We start from the raw sequence: 18,707 nt of genomic DNA, 5'->3' as shown, positions 1-18,707 counted from the left end.
TCACCTCCGGGAGAGCGCGACGGCTGCGAGGTCATCGGTCAGCGCGTCGGCGTGCATGGTCTTGACCCGTTCGATCAGCTGGTCGAGGTGGACGCCGCCCTGTTCGCGCACCAGCCGGATCAGCCCGTCGGTGCCCAGCAGGTCGCGGCCGTCGCCCACGGTGGCCTCGATCAGCCCGTCGGTGAAGAAGAGGAGCGTCCAGGGCCCGTCGAGCGTGATGTCGACCGGGGTCCAGTCCATCTCGGGGAAGATCCCGATGGGCGGCCCCGACGGGATCTCGGTGACCACGTCGACGTCGCCACCGAGGATAACCACAGGTGGCGGGTGCCCGACCACGTAGAGCCGGGCCGAGTCGAGGCCCGGACTGATCGTCGCGGTGACGAGCGTGGTGAAGATCTCGGGTGAGCCGCGCTCCAGCCGCAGCACCGCGTCCATCGTCCGCAGCACGCTGTTGCCGTGGAGACCGGCCAGGGTGAGGGTCCGCCACGCGATGCGCAGCGCCGCCCCCAGCGCGGCCTCGTCGGGGCCGTGCCCGCAGACGTCACCGACCAGCACGTGGACCGCGCCGTCGGCGGTCTGGAGGGTGTCCCAGAAGTCGCCGGCCAGCAGCCCCGCCTGGCGGCCGGGCAGGTAGGTCGACTGGTGGACCAGCGCGTCGGTGTGCAGGACCGGGGTCGGCAGCAGGCCGTGTTCGAGCCGGGCCGCCTCCTCGCGGAGCATGCGCTGCTCGACCAGTTCGCGTTCGGCCATGTCGCCGCGCTTGCGCTCGATGGCGTAGCGGATGGCGCGGCTCAGCAGCTTGCCGTCGACGTCCTGCTTGATCAGGTAGTCCTCGGCGCCGGCGGCGACCGCGTCGATGGCGATCTGCACGTCGTTGAGGCCGGTCAGCACGATGACGGCCGTGTCGGGAGCCATCGCGGTGACCTGACGGACGGCGTCGAGGCCCATCGCGTCGGGCAGCGACAGGTCGACCAGGACGCAGGTCACCTCGGCGGTGAACCGGTCACGTCCCTCGGCGAGGGTGCGGGCCCAGATGATCTTCGGCGGCTTCTGCGCGTCGGCCAGCAGCTCCTCGACAAGGAAAGCGTCCTCGGCGTCGTCCTCTATCAGGAGGAGCGTGACGAGGTCGGGCAGACCATGGGAGAGAGCGGGCACGAAGGCCTCTTTCGAGTGGAGGGCACCCCAAATAGTAGCGACAGCCACCTAGTGCTGGGGGAGTGCTTCGACGCCTTCTGGGAGCGTGCCCTCGCGGGTCGCCTCGTCGAGGAAACCCAGCAGAACCGCCCTGAACGCCTGGGCCGCACGGGTCGGCTCAACATCCTTGCGGTGCGCCAGCGCAACGGTTCTGCGCAGCCCCGGCAGCAGGGGCGCGCCGACCAGGCCGGGCCGTCCGTCGAGCACCATCGAGGGCACCACGGCCACCCCGAGCCCGGCCTCGACGAACCGCAGGACCGCGTCCATCTCGCCGCCCTCGACGGCGAACCTGGGTTCGAACCCGGCCTGCCTGCACGCGTTGAGGGTGGCCTCGCGCAGGTCGTACCCGCGCCGGAACATCACCAGCGGACGGCGCCGCAGCTCGTCGATGCGGACGTGGGGACGGCGCCCGGCGGCCAGGCCGGCGGTCAGATGGGCCGGGGCCGCCACGACCAGGTGCTCGCGCAGGATCTCCTCGGTGACCAGCGACGGGTCGTCGCCCTGCAGCGGCAGGATGATCAGCGACAGGTCGAGCTGCCCCCGGGCCAGCGCCCGCACGAGATCGCGTGAGCCGCCCTCCTCGACCTGGATCTCCACCCCCGGATAGTCGTGGTGGAACCTGGCCAGGGCGTCGGCCAGCAGCCCCGCGCACAGCGACGGCGTCGCGCCGAGCCGCACCCGGCCGCGCCGCAGCCCGGCCAGCTCGGCGACCTCGCGCCGGGCGGTGTCGGCGTCGGCCAGCATCCGCCGCGCCAGCGGCAGCAGCGCCTCCCCGGCGGCGGTGAGCGTGACGTTGCCGCGCGCCCGGCTGAACAGGGGCGCGCCGAGGTCGGTCTCCAGGGTCTTGATCTGCTTGCTCAGCGACGGCTGGGCCACCCGCATCCGCTCCGCCGCGTGGGTGAAGTGGCGCGTCTCCGCCACCGCCACGAAGTAGGCGAGCTGCTGCAACTGCACAGTTCATCACCTTACGGCTGTGACTTTCGTCGCATGCGATCACCCTGGCCGGAAGGGCTCCCGCGCCAGGCCAGAGCACATAGCCAGGGGCTATCGAAACGAGAACCGCGATGACTTGGACGGCGATTGCGCAGGTACCTAGCGTTCCTGTACGTGACAGCCACTATCGACCGGGGCAAGGCCACCGAACCGGTCACCCAGGTCCCCTCCCGGCCCCGGCGATCCCGGCGCCGGGTCTCGTCGAACTCGCTCAAGGCCGTCATGGCCGTGTCGGGCGCGGTGCTGGTGTTCTTCCTGGTCGCCCACATGGCCGGGAACCTGAAGATCTTCGCCGGCGCCGAGTCGTTCAACGGCTACGCCGCCTGGCTCCGCGAGGTCGGCTACCCGCTGCTGCCGCACCGGGGCGTGCTGACCCTCCTTGAGGTGGGCCTCGTCGTCGCGATCGCGGCCCACATGTACTCGGCGATCGTGCTGGCCCGCCGGGCGGCGCACGCCCGCCCGGTCAAGTACGCCGCCCGCGTCAAGTCCAGGGCCGACGGCTACGCCACCCGCACCATGCGCTGGGGCGGCGTGATCATCTTCTTCTTCGTGATCTACCACCTGCTCGACATGACCTTCGGCGTCACCAACCCCGAGGGCCACGACGCCACCCCGTTCGCGCGGATGGTCGCCGGGTTCGAGCCGGCCCGCTGGTACATCACGGTGTTCTACGTGATCTCGGTGGTCATGGTGGGCCTGCACCTGCGGCACGGCCTGTGGAGCGCGCTGCAGACCCTCGGCCTGGCCCGGCGCTACCCCGTGCTGAAGGCGTCGGCCGCCGGTGTCAGCGCCCTGCTGACGATCGGCTTCCTGGTCGTCCCGCTGGCGATCGCGTTCGGAGTGGTGAAATGAACTACACGCAGGGTGAGCCGATCAAGGACACCAAGGCGCCCGAAGGCCCCATCGAGGACCGCTGGGAGAAGCGCAAGTTCTCGGCCCGGCTGGTCAACCCGGCCAACAAGCGCAAGATCAACGTCATCGTGGTCGGCACCGGCCTCGCGGGCGGCTCGGCCGCCGCGACCCTCGGCGAGCTGGGCTACAAGGTCAAGTCGTTCTGCTACCAGGACTCGCCCCGCCGGGCCCACTCGATCGCCGCGCAGGGCGGCATCAACGCGGCCAAGAACTACCGCGGCGACGGCGACTCGATCTACCGCCTCTTCTACGACACCGTGAAGGGCGGCGACTTCCGCGCCCGCGAGTCGAACGTCTACCGCCTCGCCCAGGTCTCGGTGAACATCATCGACCAGGCGGTGGCCCAGGGCGTGCCCTTCGCCCGCGAGTACGGCGGCCTCCTCGACACCCGCTCCTTCGGCGGCGCCCAGGTGTCGCGCACCTTCTACGCGCGCGGCCAGACGGGCCAGCAGCTCCTGCTCGGCGCCTACTCGGCGCTGGAGCGCCAGATCGCGGCCGGGACGGTCGAGATGCACACCCGCCACGAGATGCTGGAACTGATCATCTCCGACGGCCGGGCGCGCGGCGTCGTCGTGCGCGACATGGTCACCGGCGAGGTCGAGACCCACCTCGCCGACGCGGTCGTGCTGGCCACCGGCGGCTACGGCAACGTGTTCTTCCTGTCGACCAACGCCAAGGGCTGCAACACCACGGCGATCTGGCGGGCCCACCAGAAGGGGGCCATGTTCGCCAACCCGTGCTACACCCAGATCCACCCGACCTGCATCCCGGTCTCCGGCGACTACCAGTCGAAGCTGACCCTGATGTCGGAGTCGCTGCGCAACGACGGCCGCGTCTGGGTGCCGGTCAAGGGCGGCGACACCCGTCCGGTGAACGAGATCCCCGAGGACGAGCGCGACTACTACCTGGAGCGCATCTACCCGGCGTTCGGCAACCTGGTGCCGCGCGACATCGCCTCCCGCGCCGCCAAGAACGTCTGCGACGAGGGCCGCGGCGTCGGTCCGGGCGGGCTCGGCGTCTACCTCGACTTCGCCGACGCCATCGCCCGCCTCGGCCGCGACGCCGTGGAGAAGAAGTACGGCAACCTCTTCGAGATGTACGAGCGCATCACCGGCGAGGACCCGTACACCCAGCCGATGCGCATCTACCCGGCCGTCCACTACACGATGGGCGGGCTGTGGGTCGACTACGACCTCCAGTCGTCCATCCCGGGCCTGTTCGTGATCGGCGAGGCCAACTTCTCCGACCACGGCGCCAACCGCCTCGGCGCGTCGGCGCTCATGCAGGGCCTGGCCGACGGCTACTTTGTGCTGCCGACGACCCTCGGCGACTACCTGGCCGACGCCCACAAATTCGACGCCATCGACGACCAGCAGGTCGCCGCGGCCGAGATCGCGGTCAAGGACCGGATCGAGAAGCTGCTGTCGGTGAACGGCACCCGCACCGCCGACTCCTTCCACCGCGAGCTCGGCAAGCTCATGTGGGACTACTGCGGCATGGAGCGCACCGAAGAGGGCCTGCGCAAGGCGCTGGAGCGGATCCCCGAGCTGCGCGCCGAGTTCTGGCGCGACGTCAAGGTCAGCGGCGTCAACGAGGAGCTCAACCAGGCCCTCGAACGCGCCGGCCGGGTGGCCGACTTCTTCGACCTGGCCGAGCTCATGTGCCTGGACGCCCTGCACCGCACCGAGTCGTGCGGCGGCCACTTCCGGGCCGAGTCGCAGGACGCCGACGGCGAGGCCCTCCGCGACGACGAGCACTTCGCCTACGTCGCCGCCTGGGAGTCCACCCCCGACGGCCCGGTCCTGCACAAGGAAGACCTCCAGTACGAATACGTGAAGATGACCCAGCGGAGCTACAAGTGAACCTCACCCTGAAGGTCTGGCGGCAGAGCGGCCCGGACGACGACGGGCGGCTGGTGCGCTACGAGATCGAGGACGTCTCCCCGGACATGTCGTTCCTGGAGATGCTCGACGTGCTCAACGAGCGGCTCATCCTGGCCGGCGACGACCCGGTCGCCTTCGACCACGACTGCCGCGAGGGCATCTGCGGCATGTGCTCGATGATGATCGACGGCGTGGCCCACGGCCCCCAGAAGAACACCACGACCTGCCAGCTCCACATGCGCCACTACAAGGACGGCGACACGATCGTCATCGAGCCGTGGCGGGCCCGCCCGTTCCCGGTGGTGAAGGACCTGGTCGTCGACCGCTCGGCGTTCGACCGCATCATCCAGGCGGGCGGCTTCATCTCCGTCCCGGCCGGCTCGGCCCCCGACGCCCACGCGACCCCGGTCCCCAAGCTCGACGCCGACGACGCCTTCGACGCGGCGACCTGCATCGGCTGCGGCGCGTGCGTGGCGGCCTGCCCCAACGGCTCGGCCTCCCTGTTCACGGCCGCGAAGATCACCCACCTAGGCCTGCTCCCGCAGGGCCAGCCCGAGCGCGGCTCCCGCGCCCGCGCGATGGTCGAGCAGATGGACGAGGAGGGCTTCGGCGGCTGCACCAACACCGGCGAGTGCACCGCGGTCTGCCCGAAGGGCATCCCGCTCGACACCATCGCCCGGATGAACGCCGACTACCTGAAAGCCTCGCGCAAGTCTGGGTAAGAATGGGGCGCTCGGCCCCCGCCACGACCAAATGGCCGGTTGCGGCGGGGGCCGTGCTCTGTTCGGGCGCGCTCGGTGCCGGTCCCTCCACGTCAGAACCGGCCGGCCCGTCCTGGCGGTTCTCAGCGCCGGCCGCTGGCAGGGCTTCCCAGTTCTCGTACGAGCGCCTCGCGGACCCGCTCCGGGGAGATGCCCGCCTCGACGACGATCTGCATGGCCAGTCCGCCGCCCTCGCGGATGACTCCCAGCAGGACGTGGCCGTCGCTGATGGACTTGTGCTTGAGCGCGATCGCCTCCCGGAGCGACAGCTCCAGCGTCTTCTTCGCGCGCGGCCCGAACGGGATGTGCCGGCCGCTGCGCAGGTGGCCCTTGTGGTCGCGGACCGGTTCGCGGTCGAGGGCCCCCGGCCCGAAGGCCTCCTCGACCTTCTCCCTGATGGCGTCGAGGTCGATGCCGATGGTGCTGAGCAGTTCGGCGTCGAGCTCGTGCCCGCGCCGCCCGCCGGGCTGGTTGAGGATGTCGCGCAGGCGGGTCTCGGCGCCCCGGTGGTCGAGACCTGTCAGCACTCTGGCGGCCAGGGACTCGGGGTCCTGGAGCATGCCGAGCAGCAGGTGCTCGGTGCCGATGCGGGGGTGGTTGAGGCGGCGGGCCTCCACCTGGGCGGCGGTCACGACCCGGCGGGCGTCGTCGGTGAATCGTTCGAACATCGTCAGTCTCCCCGTCTGAGCAGGCCGCGCCCGCCCGCGTACTTCTTGTGGACGGCCTGTCTGGTGACGTCGAGGTGGACGGCGATGTCCTGCCACGACCAGCCTTGCTCACGGGCGTTCTCCACCTGGAGCGCCTCCAGGCGGTCGACGAGGATCCGCAGCGCCCTCACGGCGCGCAGGCCGATCGAGGGGTCACGGCTGCTCGCGTCGGAGGCGAGCTGCGCTGTCTCGTTCATGCCGTCAATGTAGGTTGACAACGTCGCGCGTGTCAACCCGCGTTGACGTAAATGGCTGGACGGCTGTTCAGCGAGATTGCCACGCTTGCAGGATGCGCGCTCTTCCGGCCGGCGATCCCGGCGAACCAGACACGCGCGGGCCCGGCAGATACCTCTGGTGGATGGCTCGCGAACAGGGCCGGCCCCTCTGGCTGGGCATCACCTATGCCCTCGCCTGGTGGGTCGCCCAGGCGCTCATCCCGGCCGCCCTCGGCAGCGGCGTCAACGCCCTCATCGCCCAGGACACCCGCGAGCTCGCGAAGTGGTCGGCGGTGGTCTTCGCGCTCGGTGTGGTGCAGGCCGTCACCGGCATCCTGCGCCACCGCTGCGCCGTCTACACCTGGCTCAACGCCGCCTACAAGACCGTCCAGCTCACCAGCCGCCAGGCCACCCGCCTCGGCGCGACCCTGCCCAAGCGCCTGTCGACCGGTGAGGTGGTGAGCGTCGGCAACTCCGACATCGCCCACATCGGCAACGCGATGGACATCATCCTGCGCGGGTCCGGCGCGCTCGTCGCGGTGGCCGTGGTCACCGTCATCATGCTGTCGGCCTCGCTGCCGCTCGGCCTGCTCGTGCTGGTCGGGGTGCCGGTGATGGCGCTGGCGATCACCCCGCTGCTCAAGCCGCTGCACCGCCGCCAGCACGCCCAGCGGGACCTCCAGGGCGACCTCGCCACCCGGGCCGGCGACATCGTCGCGGGCCTGCGGGTGCTGCGCGGCATCGGCGGCGAGCAGGTCTTCGCCGACCGCTACCGCCGTGAGTCGCAGCGCACCAGGGGCGCCGGTGTGCGGGTCGCGTCGGTCGAGTCGCTGCTCGAAGGCGCCCAGGTGCTGCTGCCCGGTCTGCTGATCGCGGCGGTGACGTGGCTCGGCGCGCGGTTCGCGCTGGCGGGCGAGCTGTCGGCTGGCCAGCTGGTCTCCTTCTACGGCTACGCGGTCTTCCTGATCGCCCCGCTGCGCACGCTGACCGAGGCGGCCGACCGGCTGACCAAGGGCGCGGTGGCGGCGAGGCGGGTGGTCCGCATCCTGTCGCTGGAGCCCGAGATCACCGGGGGCGGCGCCCAGTTGCGCCACGGCGACCTGCGCGACGAGGAGTCGGGCGTCGTCGTCCGCGAGGGCGTGGTCACCGCGCTCGCCGCGGCCACCCCGGAGGAGGCCACCGCCATCGCCGACCGGCTGGGCCGCTACTCCGGCGGCCGGGTGACGCTCGGCGGCGTGCCGACGGAGGAACTGCCCATCGACGCGGTCAGGGCGCACATCCTGGTCGCCGACAACGCCGCCGCGCTGTTCGCCGGGACGCTGCGCGCCGAACTCGACGTCAGGGGCGGCGGCGACGTCGAGGCGGCCGTGTACGCGGCCTGCGCCGAGGACATCGTCGACGCGCTGCCCGACGGCCTGGACACCCACGTGGCCGAGGCCGGGCGGGAGTTCTCCGGCGGCCAGCAGCAGCGCCTCCGGCTGGCCCGCGCGCTGACCGCCGACCCGGAGATCCTCATCCTGGTCGAGCCGACCAGCGCGGTCGACGCCCACACCGAGGCCCGGATCGCCGAACGCCTCGCCAAGGCCCGCGCCGGGCGGGCCACCCTGGTCGTCACCACGAGCCCGCTCGTGCTCGACCGGGCCGACCACGTCTTCTACGTGGAGAACGAGCGCGCGGTGGCCGAGGGCACCCACCGCGAACTGCTGACCACCGTCACCGCCTACCGTTCCACCGTCACCCGAGGGGAGGACCGATGAGCCGCCAGATCCTGCCGGTCGCCGACAAGGCGCAGGTACGCGCCTACGCCCGGCGCCTGATGGTCAAGTATCCGAAGCAGCTGTCGATCGCGCTGGCCCTCCACGGGCTGGCCGCGCTCTCCGGCCTGGCCGGCCCGGCGCTGCTGGGCGGCCTCGTCCAGGACGTCGCCGAAGGCGTCACGGACGTCGACGTCAGCGTGATCGCGCTGGCCATCGCCGGTTTCGTGGCCGCCCAGGCGGCGCTGACCCGGTTCGCGGTCTTCGCCTCGTCGCGGCTGGGCGAGAAGGTGCTCGCCGAGCTGCGCGAGGAGTTCGTCGACCGGGTCCTCGCGCTGCCCCTGTCGACGGTCGAGCGGGCCGGTTCCGGCGACCTGATCACCCGGACCTCCCGCGACGTCGACGCGCTGTCGCGGACGGTCCGCCACGCCGTGCCGGAGATCCTGATCGCGCTGGTCACCGGCGTGTTCATGGTGGGCGCGCTGTTCGTGGTCGGCGGTCCGCTCATGGCGCTGCCGTCGCTGGTGGCGGTGCCGCTGATCTGGATCTCCACCCGGTGGTACCTGAACCGGTCGGGCCCCGCCTACCTGCGCGAGGGCGCCGCGTACGCGACCCTCACCGAGGGCCTCGCGCAGACCGTCGAGGGCGCCCGCACGGTCGAGGCGCTGGGACTGGCGGACCGCCGCCGCGACCGTACCGACGAGGACATCCGGGGCTCCTACGCCGCCGAGCGCTACTCGCTGAGCCTGCGGACCGTCTGGTTCCCGGCGGTCGAGATGGGCTACGTCATCCCGGTCGTCGCCACGCTGTTCATCGGCGGCCTGTTCTACACGCAGGGCTGGGTGACCATCGCCCAGGTCACGGCGGGCACGCTCTACATCCAGCAGCTCGTCGACCCGCTCGACCGGCTGCTGTCGTGGATCGACGAGCTCCAGGTCGGCAGCGCCTCGATGGCCCGCCTCTTGGGCGTCGCCAACGTGCCCGACGACCGGGTCCCCTCCGAGGTGACGCCGGACGGCGACGAGCTGAGGGCCGACGACGTCCGGTACGCCTACCGGGAGGGACACGACGTCCTGCACGGCATCGACCTGGCCGTCCAGCCGGGCGAACGCCTGGCCATGGTCGGACCGTCGGGGGCCGGGAAGTCGACCCTCGGGCGGCTGCTCGCGGGCATCCACGGCCCGCGGACCGGCACGGTCACCGTCGGCGGCGCGCCGCTGGTCGAGCTGCCGCTGGCCGAGCTGCGCGGCCAGGTCGCCCTGGTCACCCAGGAGCACCACGTGTTCAAGGGGACGCTGCGCGACAACGTCCTCATCGGCCGTCCCGAGGCCGATGACGACGCGGTCAGGCGGGCGCTGGAGGCGGTCGACGCCTGGGATTGGGCCGAGCGGCTCGGCCTGGACGCCGAGGTGGGCTCGGGCGGGGTCACCGTCTCGCCCGCGCAGGCGCAGCAGCTCGCGCTGGCCCGCCTGGTGCTGGCCGACCCTCACACGCTGGTGCTCGACGAGGCGACCTCGCTGATCGACCCCCGCCAGGCCCGCCACCTGGAACGCTCGCTGGCGGCGGTCCTCGACGGGCGCACCGTGATCGCCATCGCGCACCGCCTCTACACGGCCCACGACGCCGACCGGGTGGCCGTCGTCGAGGACGGCCGGATCAGCGAACTCGGCTCCCACGAGGAACTGGTCGAGGCCGGTGGCCCCTACGCCGCCCTGTGGGAGAGCTGGCGCCGCTAGCCAAGCGAGACGCGGACGGCCGAAGGCCGGCTGTGGCTCGCGCCCTGAATCTGCCTCAAGACAGGGCGTTCTTGAGGAACTCGACCTGGAGCAGCAGGAGGTTCTCGGCCACGACCTCCTGCGGCGTCATGTGGGTGACGCCCGACAGGGGCAGCACGGTGTGCGGCCTCCCCGCGGCCAGCAGCGCCGACGACAACCGCAGCGTGTGGGCGGCCACCACGTTGTCGTCGGCCAGGCCGTGGATCAGCATGAGCGGGCGGGTCAGCTTCTCGGCGTCCGCGAGGAGCGAGGAGTGCTCGTAGTGGCCCTCCGAGGGGTGGCCCAGATACCGCTCGGTGTACGCCGTGTCGTAGAGCCGCCAGTCGGTGACCGGCGCGCCCGCGATGGCGGCGTGGAAGACGTCGGGCCGCCGCAGCACCGCCAGCGCCGCCAGGTAGCCGCCGAACGACCAGCCCCGGATCGCGACCCTGCTCAGGTCGAGGTCGGGGTGGGGCATCGACTGGAGCACGTCGACCTGGTCGTCGAGGGTGATCGTGAAGTCGTGGTAGACCTCGCGCTCGAAGGCCGGGCCGCGTCCGGGCGTGCCGCGCCCGTCGGAGACGACCACCGCGAAGCCCTGCTCGGCCCACCACTGGGCCTCCAGGAACATCCGGTGGGAGTGGAGCACCCGCTGGGCGTGCGGGCCGCCGTAGGGGTCCATCAGGACGGGCAGCTTGGCCGACCCCTCGACGTGCCACGACGGCAGCAGCACCGCCGTGGAGAGCTCACGCGAGCCCGCCCGCGACAGCGAGACCCGCAGGTCGAGGCCGGGCCGCTCGGCCACGCTCGCGATCGGCGCCGAGCTGCCGTCGAGCCGGATCACCCGCACCGACACGCCCTCGTGGTCGAGCGACTGCGCCACCACGACGGTCACGCCGCCGCTGCGCCGCCCGGTGAACACGCCCGCGTCGGTCGAGAGGGGGCTGAGGGTGCCCTGCGCGTACGACCAGAGCTGGACCTGCGCCGGGTCGCCCCCGCTGGCCGTGAAGAGCACCACGTTCGCGTCGACGTCGACGACGCTGCGGACCTGCAGCGACGGCGGGGTGACCGCGGCCGAGCCGACGAACAGCCGCCGCCCGCCCTCGGCGTCGGCCACCCAGACCACCGCGCCGTCGGAGGTGTGGGCGGGGACGCCCTGCGCCGCCTCGACCCACTTGTCGTCGGTGTCCTCGCGGATCAGGGTGGTGCCGCCGGTGGTCGGGTCGACCGAGAGCAGCCGCAGCGACCTCTGGTCGCGGGCCAGCGTCACGATGACCGGCCCGAAGGAGTCCCAGGAGGCGTTGACCAGGTATTCGTGCTCGAACGGCACCTGGGTGCGGATGCCGTCGAGGCCCACGATGTAGAGGTTGACCCGCGCGTTGTTCGTGCCGGCCGCCGGGTAGGAGATCGCGACCGGGTCGCTGCCGGGGTTGGCCGGGTCGGCGATGTGCCAGACCTGCACCGGCGACTCGTCGACCCGCGCGACCAGCAGCGCCGACGCGTCGGGCGACCACCAGTAGCCGCGCATCCGGTCGAGCTCCTCGGAGGCGATGAACTCGGCCAGGCCCCAGGTCGCGCCGTCCTCCCCGGCCACCTCGAAGTCGGAGCCGGTCTCCAGGTCCTGCACCCGCAGCCGCCCGCCGCTGACGTAGGCGACCTTGCCGCCGTCGGGGGACAGGCGCGGGTCGATCACCCCGCCGGGGGTCTTCAGCCAGCGGATCTCGCCGGACTCCCACACGTACAGGGCGCCGGAGAGGTTGAAGACGATCCGGCCGCCGGCGTAGGAGTAGGCGACCACGCCACCGGCCGACTCGCGGGCGCGCTCACGCCGGGCCCGCTCCTCCGGGGGCAGCTCCTCCTCGGCCGCGCCCAGGATCAGCGGGTCGACGAGCAGGCGCTCCTCGCCCGAGGCGACGTCGAGTTCCCACAGGCAGGTCACGGGGTCGGTGCCCGATTTGGTGCGCTGGAAGATCACGCGGTCGCCCGAGGGGGTGAGGGTGAAGCCGCGCGGCACCCCGAGCGTGAACCGGCGGGTCCGGGCATGCAGGCGAGGAAAGCTCTCAGTCATAGCCCCTTATAGTGCCAGCATGCCCGACCGCCGCCTCCTCCTCGTCCACGCCCATCCCGACGACGAGTCCATCGGCACCGGCGCCACGATGGCCCGCTACGCCGCCGAGGGCGTCCACGTGACGCTGGTGACGTGCACCCGCGGCGAGGAGGGCGAGATCATCCCCTCGACCCTGGCCCATCTCGGCCCCGACGAGCTGGGCGCCTACCGGACCCGTGAGCTGGCCGCCGCCTGCCGCGCGCTCGGCGTCGACGACCACCGCTTCCTGGGCTACCGCGACAGCGGCATGATGGGCGCGCCGTCCAACGAGGATCCGCGCAGCTTCTGGCAGGCGTCCGTCGACGAGGCCGCCGAGCGGCTGCTGAAGATCATCGAGTCCGTACGCCCCCAGGTGATCGTCACCTACGACGACAACGGCCTCTACGGCCATCCCGACCACATCCAGGCCCACCGGGTGGCCTGGCGGGCCTTCTCCCAGGCCGACGGGGTGCGGAAGTTCTACCAGACCGCCCAGCTGCGCTCCGAGATGCTGGAGGCCGCCGCCCGTATGGAGATCTTCCAGCCCGAGGACGTCGACGCCCTCGGCTACGGCCGCGAGACGGTCACCACCTCGATCGACGCCCGCCCCTATCTCGACGCGAAACTGACCGCCCTGCGCGCCCACGCCACCCAGATCACCGTCGACGCCCCCCGCTTCGCCCTGTCCAACGGCGTCGGCCAGGAGGCCAGGGGAGTGGAACACTTCGTACGCAAAGCGGGACCCTCCGTGGCCGGCCACGAGGACGACCTGTTCGCCGGCATCGGCTAGCCTCGGCCCATGATGGTGAACGCCGCTCCGGAGACCGCCGAACCCGACCAGGGTCCCGGCGGCGCCGAACCGGCCGTCACGGGCGCCGCCTACGGCGCGCTGTTCATGCTGGGCCTGGTCCTGGGCGTGGTCGGCGCCTTCGAACACGGGTGGTACCTGCTCGGCACGATCCCCGTCGGGGGCGTCCTGGCGGTCCTGGTCGTCTTCGGCGTCCCCTACGCCATGGGCCGCCTGATGGGCGCGCGCCTGGCCGCCGGCGTGGTCGCCGTGGCCTGGGTGATCCCGTCGATGATCCTGGCCGGGCCCCGTCCCGAGGGCGATCTGGCCATCGCCGCGACCCTCGGCGGCTACATCTACCTCTACGGCGGCCTGCTGGCCGCCGCGCTGGCCGTCGCCCTGGTGCCGTCGCGCGGGCCCTCCTGGCTGTTGCGGGGCACCTGAATCCCACGGACAGACCGCCGCATAAGGTAGCGAGCGTGCTGGCTGACAGGGATCTCTACCGGAAGGTGGCCGGGCGCTTCGCGACCGGGATCGTCATCGTCACGACCGTCGACCCGACGGGAGCCGACCACGCGATGACGGTCAACTCGTTCGCGTCGGTGTCCCTCGACCCGCTGCTGGCCCTGTTCTGCGCCGAGAAGATCGCCCGCTTCCACGACACGGTCCTGAGCGCGGGCGTCTGGGGCGTCTCCGTCCTGGGAGAGGACGACGAGGAGGTCTCCCGCTACCTGGCCAAACGTGGCCGCCCGCTGGAGGGCCAGCTCACCGGCTTCCCGCACCACCGGGGCGCCCTGGGCGTCGCCCTGCTCGACCGCGCCATCGCGACCCTGGAGTGCCGCACGGTGGCCGTCCACGACGCGGGCGACCACTCGATCGTGGTGGGCGGCGTGGAGACCGTCGCGACCCCCCGCGACGCCGCGCCGCTGATCTACCACCAGGGCCACTACTCGTTCCTGGCCCAATGAGCGCATGATGATCTGATGCGGCCGTATTTCCGCTTCAGGCGCGTCGTCAACTGGATCAACCTGTCGACCCCGCTGGGCCTGCTGATCGCCCGCGTCGGCGGCGCGACCACGAGCCCGGGGGAACTGGGCCTGATCTACGCCCACGGCTACCGCTACAACTTCCCGATCGCCCGCGCCTTCACCGTCGGCAACGTCGTGCTGACCAAACACCAGGAGGGCCTCCTGCAGGGCCCCCTCCTCCTGCACGAATCCCGCCACGCCAGCCAGTACGCCGCCCTCATCGGCCTCCCGATGCTGCCGTTCTACGTCCTGTCGGTCCTGGTCTCGGTCCTGGTCTGCGGCAACCCGGGCACCTACAACCTCTTCGAACGCCTCGCCAACCTCGACGACGGCGGCTACGCCAGAATCCCCCCATGGTGGCGCCGCCGCCGGAATCTCAACTGAACAGCAGCACCTGGGCGCCGTGGTTGCCGCCCTTCTGGGCGAGCTTGGCGTCGCAGGTGACCAGAGGCAGATCCAGCGCCTCGGCCAGCACGATGTAGGCGGCGTCATAGGGGGTGAAGTTGTGCCGGAGCTCCCATATCCGGTCCATCAGGCCGGTCACCGGCTGGAGCTGGATCCACGTCTCGGCGTAGAGCCGCCGAGCCGCCTCGGCCCGCGTCTCGTCGAGCTTGCCGCCGAGCACGAGCCCCCGCAGGACCGAGCAGAACTCGAGTTCGAGCAGATGGGGCGCGTACAGCTCTCCCGACAGCGCCTTGAGCAGATCACCGTCCGGGTCGGTCGAGACGAACGCCTCGACCAGCGCCGATGAGTCGACGATCACGCGGGCCCCTCGTGCCGGTCACGGTCGGCGCGGACGGCCGCCACGATCTCTTCGGTCGTGGGGGAGACCTCTCCCCGCGCGCGCCGGGCGGCGGCGAGTTCCCCGGCCTTCCGCATCACATCGGTGTTGCTGGGCCGCCGGGCCACGATCGCGAGTTGCTGGGCCGCGTAGGCGGACAACGACATGTGCGCCTCGGCCGCCAGTTGCTTCAGTTTCTCGATGACGTCGTCGTCGACGTCCCGGATGTAGATGACTCCCGACATGGAATCATGCTAGCAATCCGCTAGCAGCTATCTGCCGATCTCGATGGCCAGGTCGAGGGCCAGGATGTGGTCGGCGTGCATGGCGGTCTCGAACTTGGCGCCCGGGGGCACGTCGGGGTCTTCGGCCAGGTCGCGGAGGACCTTCAGGGCCTTCGGGGTGTCGAGGTCGTCTTCGAAGGCCTCGGTCAGGGCGGCGGAGTAGGGCGTGGCGATGGGGGCGCTGAGGGACTCGGCCCAGGCCGCCACCTCGCCGCGCCAGCCGCGGATGGTCTGGTCGGCCTCGCGGAGGGTGTCCCAGGTGAGGGTCAGCGGGTCGCGGTAGTGGCGCTCCATCAGCGCGAGCCGTACCGACAGGGGGTCCAGGCCCGCCGCGGCCACGTCGCCGAGCGGGCGGTCGAACAGGAGCGGCTCGCCCACGGCCCAGCGGGCCGCGGTGACCTCGGCGGCCGGGCCGATCAGCAGGTCGATCGGGCGGGACGGGAGCGGCTGGTGGTCGACCGGCCGGATGCCGAGGGCCAGGGTGTCGGCGCGCAGCGACGCCTCGTCGTCGACGGGGCTCTGCTGGGCGGCGACCCGGACGCTCGACCGTTCCAGCACCCGGCGGACCAGGTCGGCCAGCAGGGAGGCGCGCAGGTCGGGCTGGTTGACGTACAGGCGCAGCGAGCGCGAGCCGGACGGAAGGAGCGGCTCTACGAGCCGGTGACGGGTGTCATAGAGCCGCAGCATGCTTCCGAGGTTACTTGAGGGTGACCTTGGTCCGGCCGACCAGGAAGTTGATCCCGACCGGCTTGGTGCCCCTGGGCCTGGTGGAGAACTTGAAGGTGGCGCTCTTGCCGGGGGCCAGGCTGTTGATCGTGCACTTGACCGTGGTGGCGGTCCGCTTGCAGGCCCTCGGCGCGTAGGTGAGGCGGTTGTTGCCGAAGGTCTTGCCCGAGATGTCGATCTTCGTGGCGAGCTTCGCGCCGGTGTTGGAGATCTTCAGGACGTACTGCGACCGGCTCTTGGCGCCCCCCGAGATCAGGATGCGGACCGGCGGGTCGGCCAACGCGTGGAGCTGCGACAGCGAGCCGTTGAACGCGTCGGAACCGCCGGCGTGGCCGGCCTTCTCGTCCTTCTGCCAGAACGTCCAGTTCTTCCACGCGGCCGGCAGCTCGCCCGGGTCGCTGCCCCAGCGGGCGATCCAGAGCGGGTTCTTGGCGAACTTCTTCGTGTCGCCGGTGCAGGTCTTCCACCAGGAGGTGGTGGTGTAGATGATCGCGTCGCGCTTGGTCCACGCCTTGTAGCGGGACAGCCAGTCGCCGATCCAGGTGACCATCTCGGCCTGGTCGAGGCCGTAGCAGCTGTTGAGGCCGTTGCGGTTGTTGTAGGGGTTGTCCTCGACGTCCAGCACCCCGGGCAGCGTCCGTCCGTCGGCGGTCCAGTTGCCCCCGTTGCGGACGAAGAAGTCGGCCTGCTCCCGGCCGCCCGACTCGTGTGGCTGGGCGAAGTGGTAGGCCCCCCGGTAGAGGCCCTCGGTCTGGGCCCCCGCGAACTGCGTGCCGAATCTCGGGCTCTTGTAGTTGGGACCCTCCGTGGCGTGCACGAACACGAATTCCGCGCCCTTGCCCTTCACGTCGGTCCAGTCGACGTCACCGGTCCAGTTGCTGACGTCGGCCCCCATCACGGTCGTCGTCGCGACCAGTAACAAAGCGGCGTACATTCATGATCCTTCCCCGTGCGGAGGAACGATCGTCCCACAAACCTTCTTTACAGATAGAGAAGAATGTCGCGATCTCCACGTTCTCTCAGCCTTCCGAGCACATCGTCCTTGCCCGCGCCGTCGGGCAGCCCGATGCGGGCCCCGATCAGCCGCAGGCCCTCGGCCTCGGAGGCGACCGGCGCGGTGTAGCCGATCAGGTGGAGCGCCTTGTTGAGCGGCGGCAGCCCGGCCGCGCCCTGCGGCAGGAACCGGGTGAGCAGCTCGCCGCCGTCGGAGACGGTCAGGAAGACGTGGTCGCCCTCCCCTGCGTTGTACTCGGCCAGGATCGGGCGGATCGAGCCCATCGTCGGCTGGTTGTGCCACGAGATCACCACCTCCCCCTGCGGGGTCGACGCGGTGAGCTGGCCGCCGGGCGCCATGCCGAGATGGGCCGCGAACCCGGTCGGCAGCGGGGAGCCCGAGCCGCGCAGGTGCTCGGGGTTCACGTCGACCCGGTGCCACCAGCGGCCGTCGCGGCTGCGGAAGCAGCGGCGGGTCATCGACACGTCGCGGCGCGGCTGGTAGTCGGCCGGTTCGGCACCCGCGACGCGGATCCAGCCGCGCTGGGTGCGCTCGAAACCCGGGCCGCCCGCGTAGGCGCGAACGGAACTCTCGCTCACCTCGTAGCGGGAGGTGAGGGAGGCCACGATCGTGTTGACCGACGCCTCGCCCCCGGCCTTCACGATCTCGCGGGCGATCATCTCGCGGATGCCCAGGTACTCCTCGCCGCCCCAGCGGGCCAGGCCGTATTTGTTCCGGTCGAGCCGGAGGAACCGCTCGTCGGCGGTGAGCTGGTTGCGGATGCCGACGAGGCTGTAGTCCTCGCCGATCCGGGTCTGGATCTCCTCGGGCGTCAGCGGCGTGCCCGCCACCGCCAGCACCGCCTCGGCCTTGTCGTTGACGCTCCTCGGCCACGGCACGACATGGCCTTCGAGCAGCCGCAGCTGGGGCACCGCCCCGAGCCAGCGCTCCCCGACGTCCTCACGGACGCCCAGTTGCGCCACCATGCCGACCGCCTCGGCCAGCGGCACGGGCCCGTCGGTGAACAGCTGCCGCGTCTTCTCCCGCAGCTCGTCGGCGCCCCCGGCCACGAGCCATCCGTCGACCTGGTCGTAGCCGGTCAGTAACGTGCGGACGAAACGCCAGGCCGGGATGCCGAGCGTGCCCAGTTCGGTGCGGTGCCAGGGCACCGCGGCGGCCAGGTCGTCGGCCGGGACGGCCGAGCCCAGCCGGGTGCGCAGCCAGGTCAGGTGGGCGGTGAGCGGGGTGGCCTCCTGGCCGCGCAGCCAGTTGTCGACGTGGTCGCGCAGGTCGCGCTCGATCTGCCGGATGCGCTCGCGGGTGACGGAGAACCGCTGCGCCAGTTCGTCGAGGGTGGCGCGGTGCTCGGCGTAGAGCCGGTCGCGGGCGATGGCGCGCTGGCGGTCGTCGAGCCGCTGGAACAGCTCGTCGATGATCTCCGGGAGGGGCCGTTCGGGGACGGCCGGGGGAACGCTGGCCAGCGGGTTGAGCGGCTCGGTGTCCATGAGCCGGTCGAGCACCCCGGCGAACAGCAGGCGGACGCTGTCGCGGCTCCCCGGCGTGCGCTGGCTCTCGGCCGGAGCGGTGAACCGCAGCAGCGGCATGATGTCGCCGAGGATCAGGTGACCCCAGCAGGCGGACGTGAGATCGGCCAGTTTGGCCGCGATCTGGGCCGGCCCGACCGTGGCGCAGGCGCGGTCGATCGGGAGCGCCTGCCACCACGAGTTCGGGAGGCCGGGATCGCTGGCGATCGGCTCCACCTGGCTGGGCGCGGTCCAGCGCAGGGGGGGCACGATGTCGCTCAGGCTCAAATTCATGCAGGTCCAACCGGCAAGGGGAATTTATCCG

Annotated in this window: 19 protein-coding genes; 9 read left to right on the top strand and 10 right to left on the bottom strand. The window is 71.4% G+C overall.

The window, feature by feature from the left end:
* Nucleotides 1-1,155, bottom strand: coding sequence for a PP2C family protein-serine/threonine phosphatase (locus tag AW270_RS31925; protein ID WP_061299844.1), 1,155 nt, complete (start codon nucleotides 1,153-1,155; stop codon nucleotides 1-3).
* A gap of 48 nt (nucleotides 1,156-1,203) precedes the next feature.
* Nucleotides 1,204-2,148, bottom strand: a complete 945-nt coding sequence (locus tag AW270_RS31920) for a LysR family transcriptional regulator (protein WP_061299843.1) — start codon at nucleotides 2,146-2,148, stop codon at nucleotides 1,204-1,206.
* Between the two features lie 153 nt (nucleotides 2,149-2,301).
* On the opposite strand from AW270_RS31920, the gene AW270_RS31915 reads away from it, so the two are divergent.
* Genes AW270_RS31915 through AW270_RS31905 form a run of 3 tightly spaced genes read left to right on the top strand, consistent with a single transcriptional unit; the run spans nucleotide 2,302 to nucleotide 5,704 of the window.
* Complete coding sequence (locus AW270_RS31915) at nucleotides 2,302-3,039, top strand: succinate dehydrogenase cytochrome b subunit (protein ID WP_369409013.1); 738 nt, start codon at nucleotides 2,302-2,304, stop codon at nucleotides 3,037-3,039.
* Nucleotides 3,036-4,961 (top strand): fumarate reductase/succinate dehydrogenase flavoprotein subunit, encoded by a 1,926-nt coding sequence (locus AW270_RS31910; RefSeq protein WP_061299842.1) that lies wholly within the window; start codon nucleotides 3,036-3,038, stop codon nucleotides 4,959-4,961. The genes AW270_RS31915 and AW270_RS31910 overlap by 4 nt, the downstream gene beginning before the upstream one ends.
* Nucleotides 4,958-5,704 carry a succinate dehydrogenase/fumarate reductase iron-sulfur subunit gene (locus AW270_RS31905; RefSeq protein ID WP_061299841.1) on the top strand — a complete coding sequence of 249 codons (747 nt, stop codon included), beginning with the start codon at nucleotides 4,958-4,960 and terminating at the stop codon, nucleotides 5,702-5,704. Before AW270_RS31910 ends, AW270_RS31905 begins: the two co-directional genes overlap by 4 nt.
* A 122-nt stretch (nucleotides 5,705-5,826) precedes the next feature.
* Here the strand turns inward: AW270_RS31905 and AW270_RS42195 are convergent, their stop codons facing one another.
* Both AW270_RS42195 and AW270_RS31895 read right to left on the bottom strand, forming a co-directional pair.
* Complete coding sequence (locus AW270_RS42195; RefSeq protein ID WP_061299840.1) at nucleotides 5,827-6,411, bottom strand: Clp protease N-terminal domain-containing protein; 585 nt, start codon at nucleotides 6,409-6,411, stop codon at nucleotides 5,827-5,829.
* Nucleotides 6,412-6,413: 2 nt separating this feature from the next.
* Nucleotides 6,414-6,647 carry a hypothetical protein gene (locus AW270_RS31895; RefSeq protein ID WP_030451855.1) on the bottom strand — a complete coding sequence of 78 codons (234 nt, stop codon included), beginning with the start codon at nucleotides 6,645-6,647 and terminating at the stop codon, nucleotides 6,414-6,416.
* 161 nt (nucleotides 6,648-6,808) lie between these two features.
* Here AW270_RS31895 and AW270_RS31890 point away from each other — a divergent pair, with 161 nt between their 5' ends.
* On the top strand, nucleotides 6,809-8,422 hold the full coding sequence (locus AW270_RS31890; RefSeq protein ID WP_245674957.1) for an ABC transporter transmembrane domain-containing protein: 1,614 nt from the start codon (nucleotides 6,809-6,811) through the stop codon (nucleotides 8,420-8,422).
* Nucleotides 8,419-10,155 (top strand): ABC transporter ATP-binding protein, encoded by a 1,737-nt coding sequence (locus tag AW270_RS31885; RefSeq protein WP_061299838.1) that lies wholly within the window; start codon nucleotides 8,419-8,421, stop codon nucleotides 10,153-10,155. The genes AW270_RS31890 and AW270_RS31885 overlap by 4 nt, the downstream gene beginning before the upstream one ends.
* Before the next feature lie 55 nt (nucleotides 10,156-10,210).
* On the opposite strand, the gene AW270_RS31880 is transcribed toward AW270_RS31885, so the two are convergent.
* Nucleotides 10,211-12,241: a S9 family peptidase gene (locus AW270_RS31880; protein WP_061299837.1), complete on the bottom strand. Its 2,031-nt coding sequence runs from the start codon at nucleotides 12,239-12,241 to the stop codon at nucleotides 10,211-10,213.
* Between the two features lie 19 nt (nucleotides 12,242-12,260).
* Here AW270_RS31880 and mshB point away from each other — a divergent pair, with 19 nt between their 5' ends.
* From mshB to AW270_RS31865, 4 genes are read left to right on the top strand one after another with little or no spacing between them, the layout of a single operon-like run.
* On the top strand, nucleotides 12,261-13,049 hold the full coding sequence (gene mshB, locus AW270_RS31875) for an N-acetyl-1-D-myo-inositol-2-amino-2-deoxy-alpha-D-glucopyranoside deacetylase (protein ID WP_061299836.1): 789 nt from the start codon (nucleotides 12,261-12,263) through the stop codon (nucleotides 13,047-13,049).
* 9 nt (nucleotides 13,050-13,058) lie between these two features.
* Nucleotides 13,059-13,490 carry a DUF6113 family protein gene (locus AW270_RS39215; RefSeq protein WP_157522915.1) on the top strand — a complete coding sequence of 144 codons (432 nt, stop codon included), beginning with the start codon at nucleotides 13,059-13,061 and terminating at the stop codon, nucleotides 13,488-13,490.
* 35 nt (nucleotides 13,491-13,525) lie between these two features.
* Complete coding sequence (locus AW270_RS31870; RefSeq protein ID WP_157522912.1) at nucleotides 13,526-14,014, top strand: flavin reductase family protein; 489 nt, start codon at nucleotides 13,526-13,528, stop codon at nucleotides 14,012-14,014.
* Nucleotides 14,015-14,029: 15 nt separating this feature from the next.
* Entirely contained in the window at nucleotides 14,030-14,458 is a 429-nt protein-coding gene (locus tag AW270_RS31865) for a hypothetical protein (RefSeq protein ID WP_061299835.1), read from the top strand.
* On the opposite strand, the gene AW270_RS31860 is transcribed toward AW270_RS31865, so the two are convergent.
* The 5 genes from AW270_RS31860 to AW270_RS31840 are packed head-to-tail and all read right to left on the bottom strand — an operon-like array spanning nucleotide 14,451 to nucleotide 18,676.
* The gene (locus AW270_RS31860) at nucleotides 14,451-14,837 is read right to left on the bottom strand and encodes a type II toxin-antitoxin system VapC family toxin (protein WP_061299834.1); all 387 of its coding nucleotides are present in this window, start codon (nucleotides 14,835-14,837) and stop codon (nucleotides 14,451-14,453) included. The genes AW270_RS31865 and AW270_RS31860 overlap by 8 nt on opposite strands.
* Entirely contained in the window at nucleotides 14,834-15,100 is a 267-nt protein-coding gene (locus AW270_RS31855) for a FitA-like ribbon-helix-helix domain-containing protein (RefSeq protein ID WP_061299833.1), read from the bottom strand. Before AW270_RS31855 ends, AW270_RS31860 begins: the two co-directional genes overlap by 4 nt.
* A 27-nt stretch (nucleotides 15,101-15,127) precedes the next feature.
* Nucleotides 15,128-15,826, bottom strand: coding sequence for a hypothetical protein (locus AW270_RS31850; RefSeq protein ID WP_061299832.1), 699 nt, complete (start codon nucleotides 15,824-15,826; stop codon nucleotides 15,128-15,130).
* A gap of 10 nt (nucleotides 15,827-15,836) precedes the next feature.
* Complete coding sequence (locus tag AW270_RS31845; RefSeq protein WP_082801975.1) at nucleotides 15,837-16,799, bottom strand: GH25 family lysozyme; 963 nt, start codon at nucleotides 16,797-16,799, stop codon at nucleotides 15,837-15,839.
* Between the two features lie 47 nt (nucleotides 16,800-16,846).
* Nucleotides 16,847-18,676 carry a sigma factor-like helix-turn-helix DNA-binding protein gene (locus AW270_RS31840; RefSeq protein WP_061299830.1) on the bottom strand — a complete coding sequence of 610 codons (1,830 nt, stop codon included), beginning with the start codon at nucleotides 18,674-18,676 and terminating at the stop codon, nucleotides 16,847-16,849.
* Nucleotides 18,677-18,707 lie beyond the last annotated feature (31 nt).

The organism is Herbidospora cretacea (genome assembly GCF_001570605.1).
Taxonomy (GTDB): Bacteria; Actinomycetota; Actinomycetes; order Streptosporangiales; family Streptosporangiaceae; genus Herbidospora; species Herbidospora cretacea.
The sequence above is the reverse complement of the archived record's forward strand: the minus strand, read 5'-3'. Positions and strand labels throughout refer to the sequence as shown.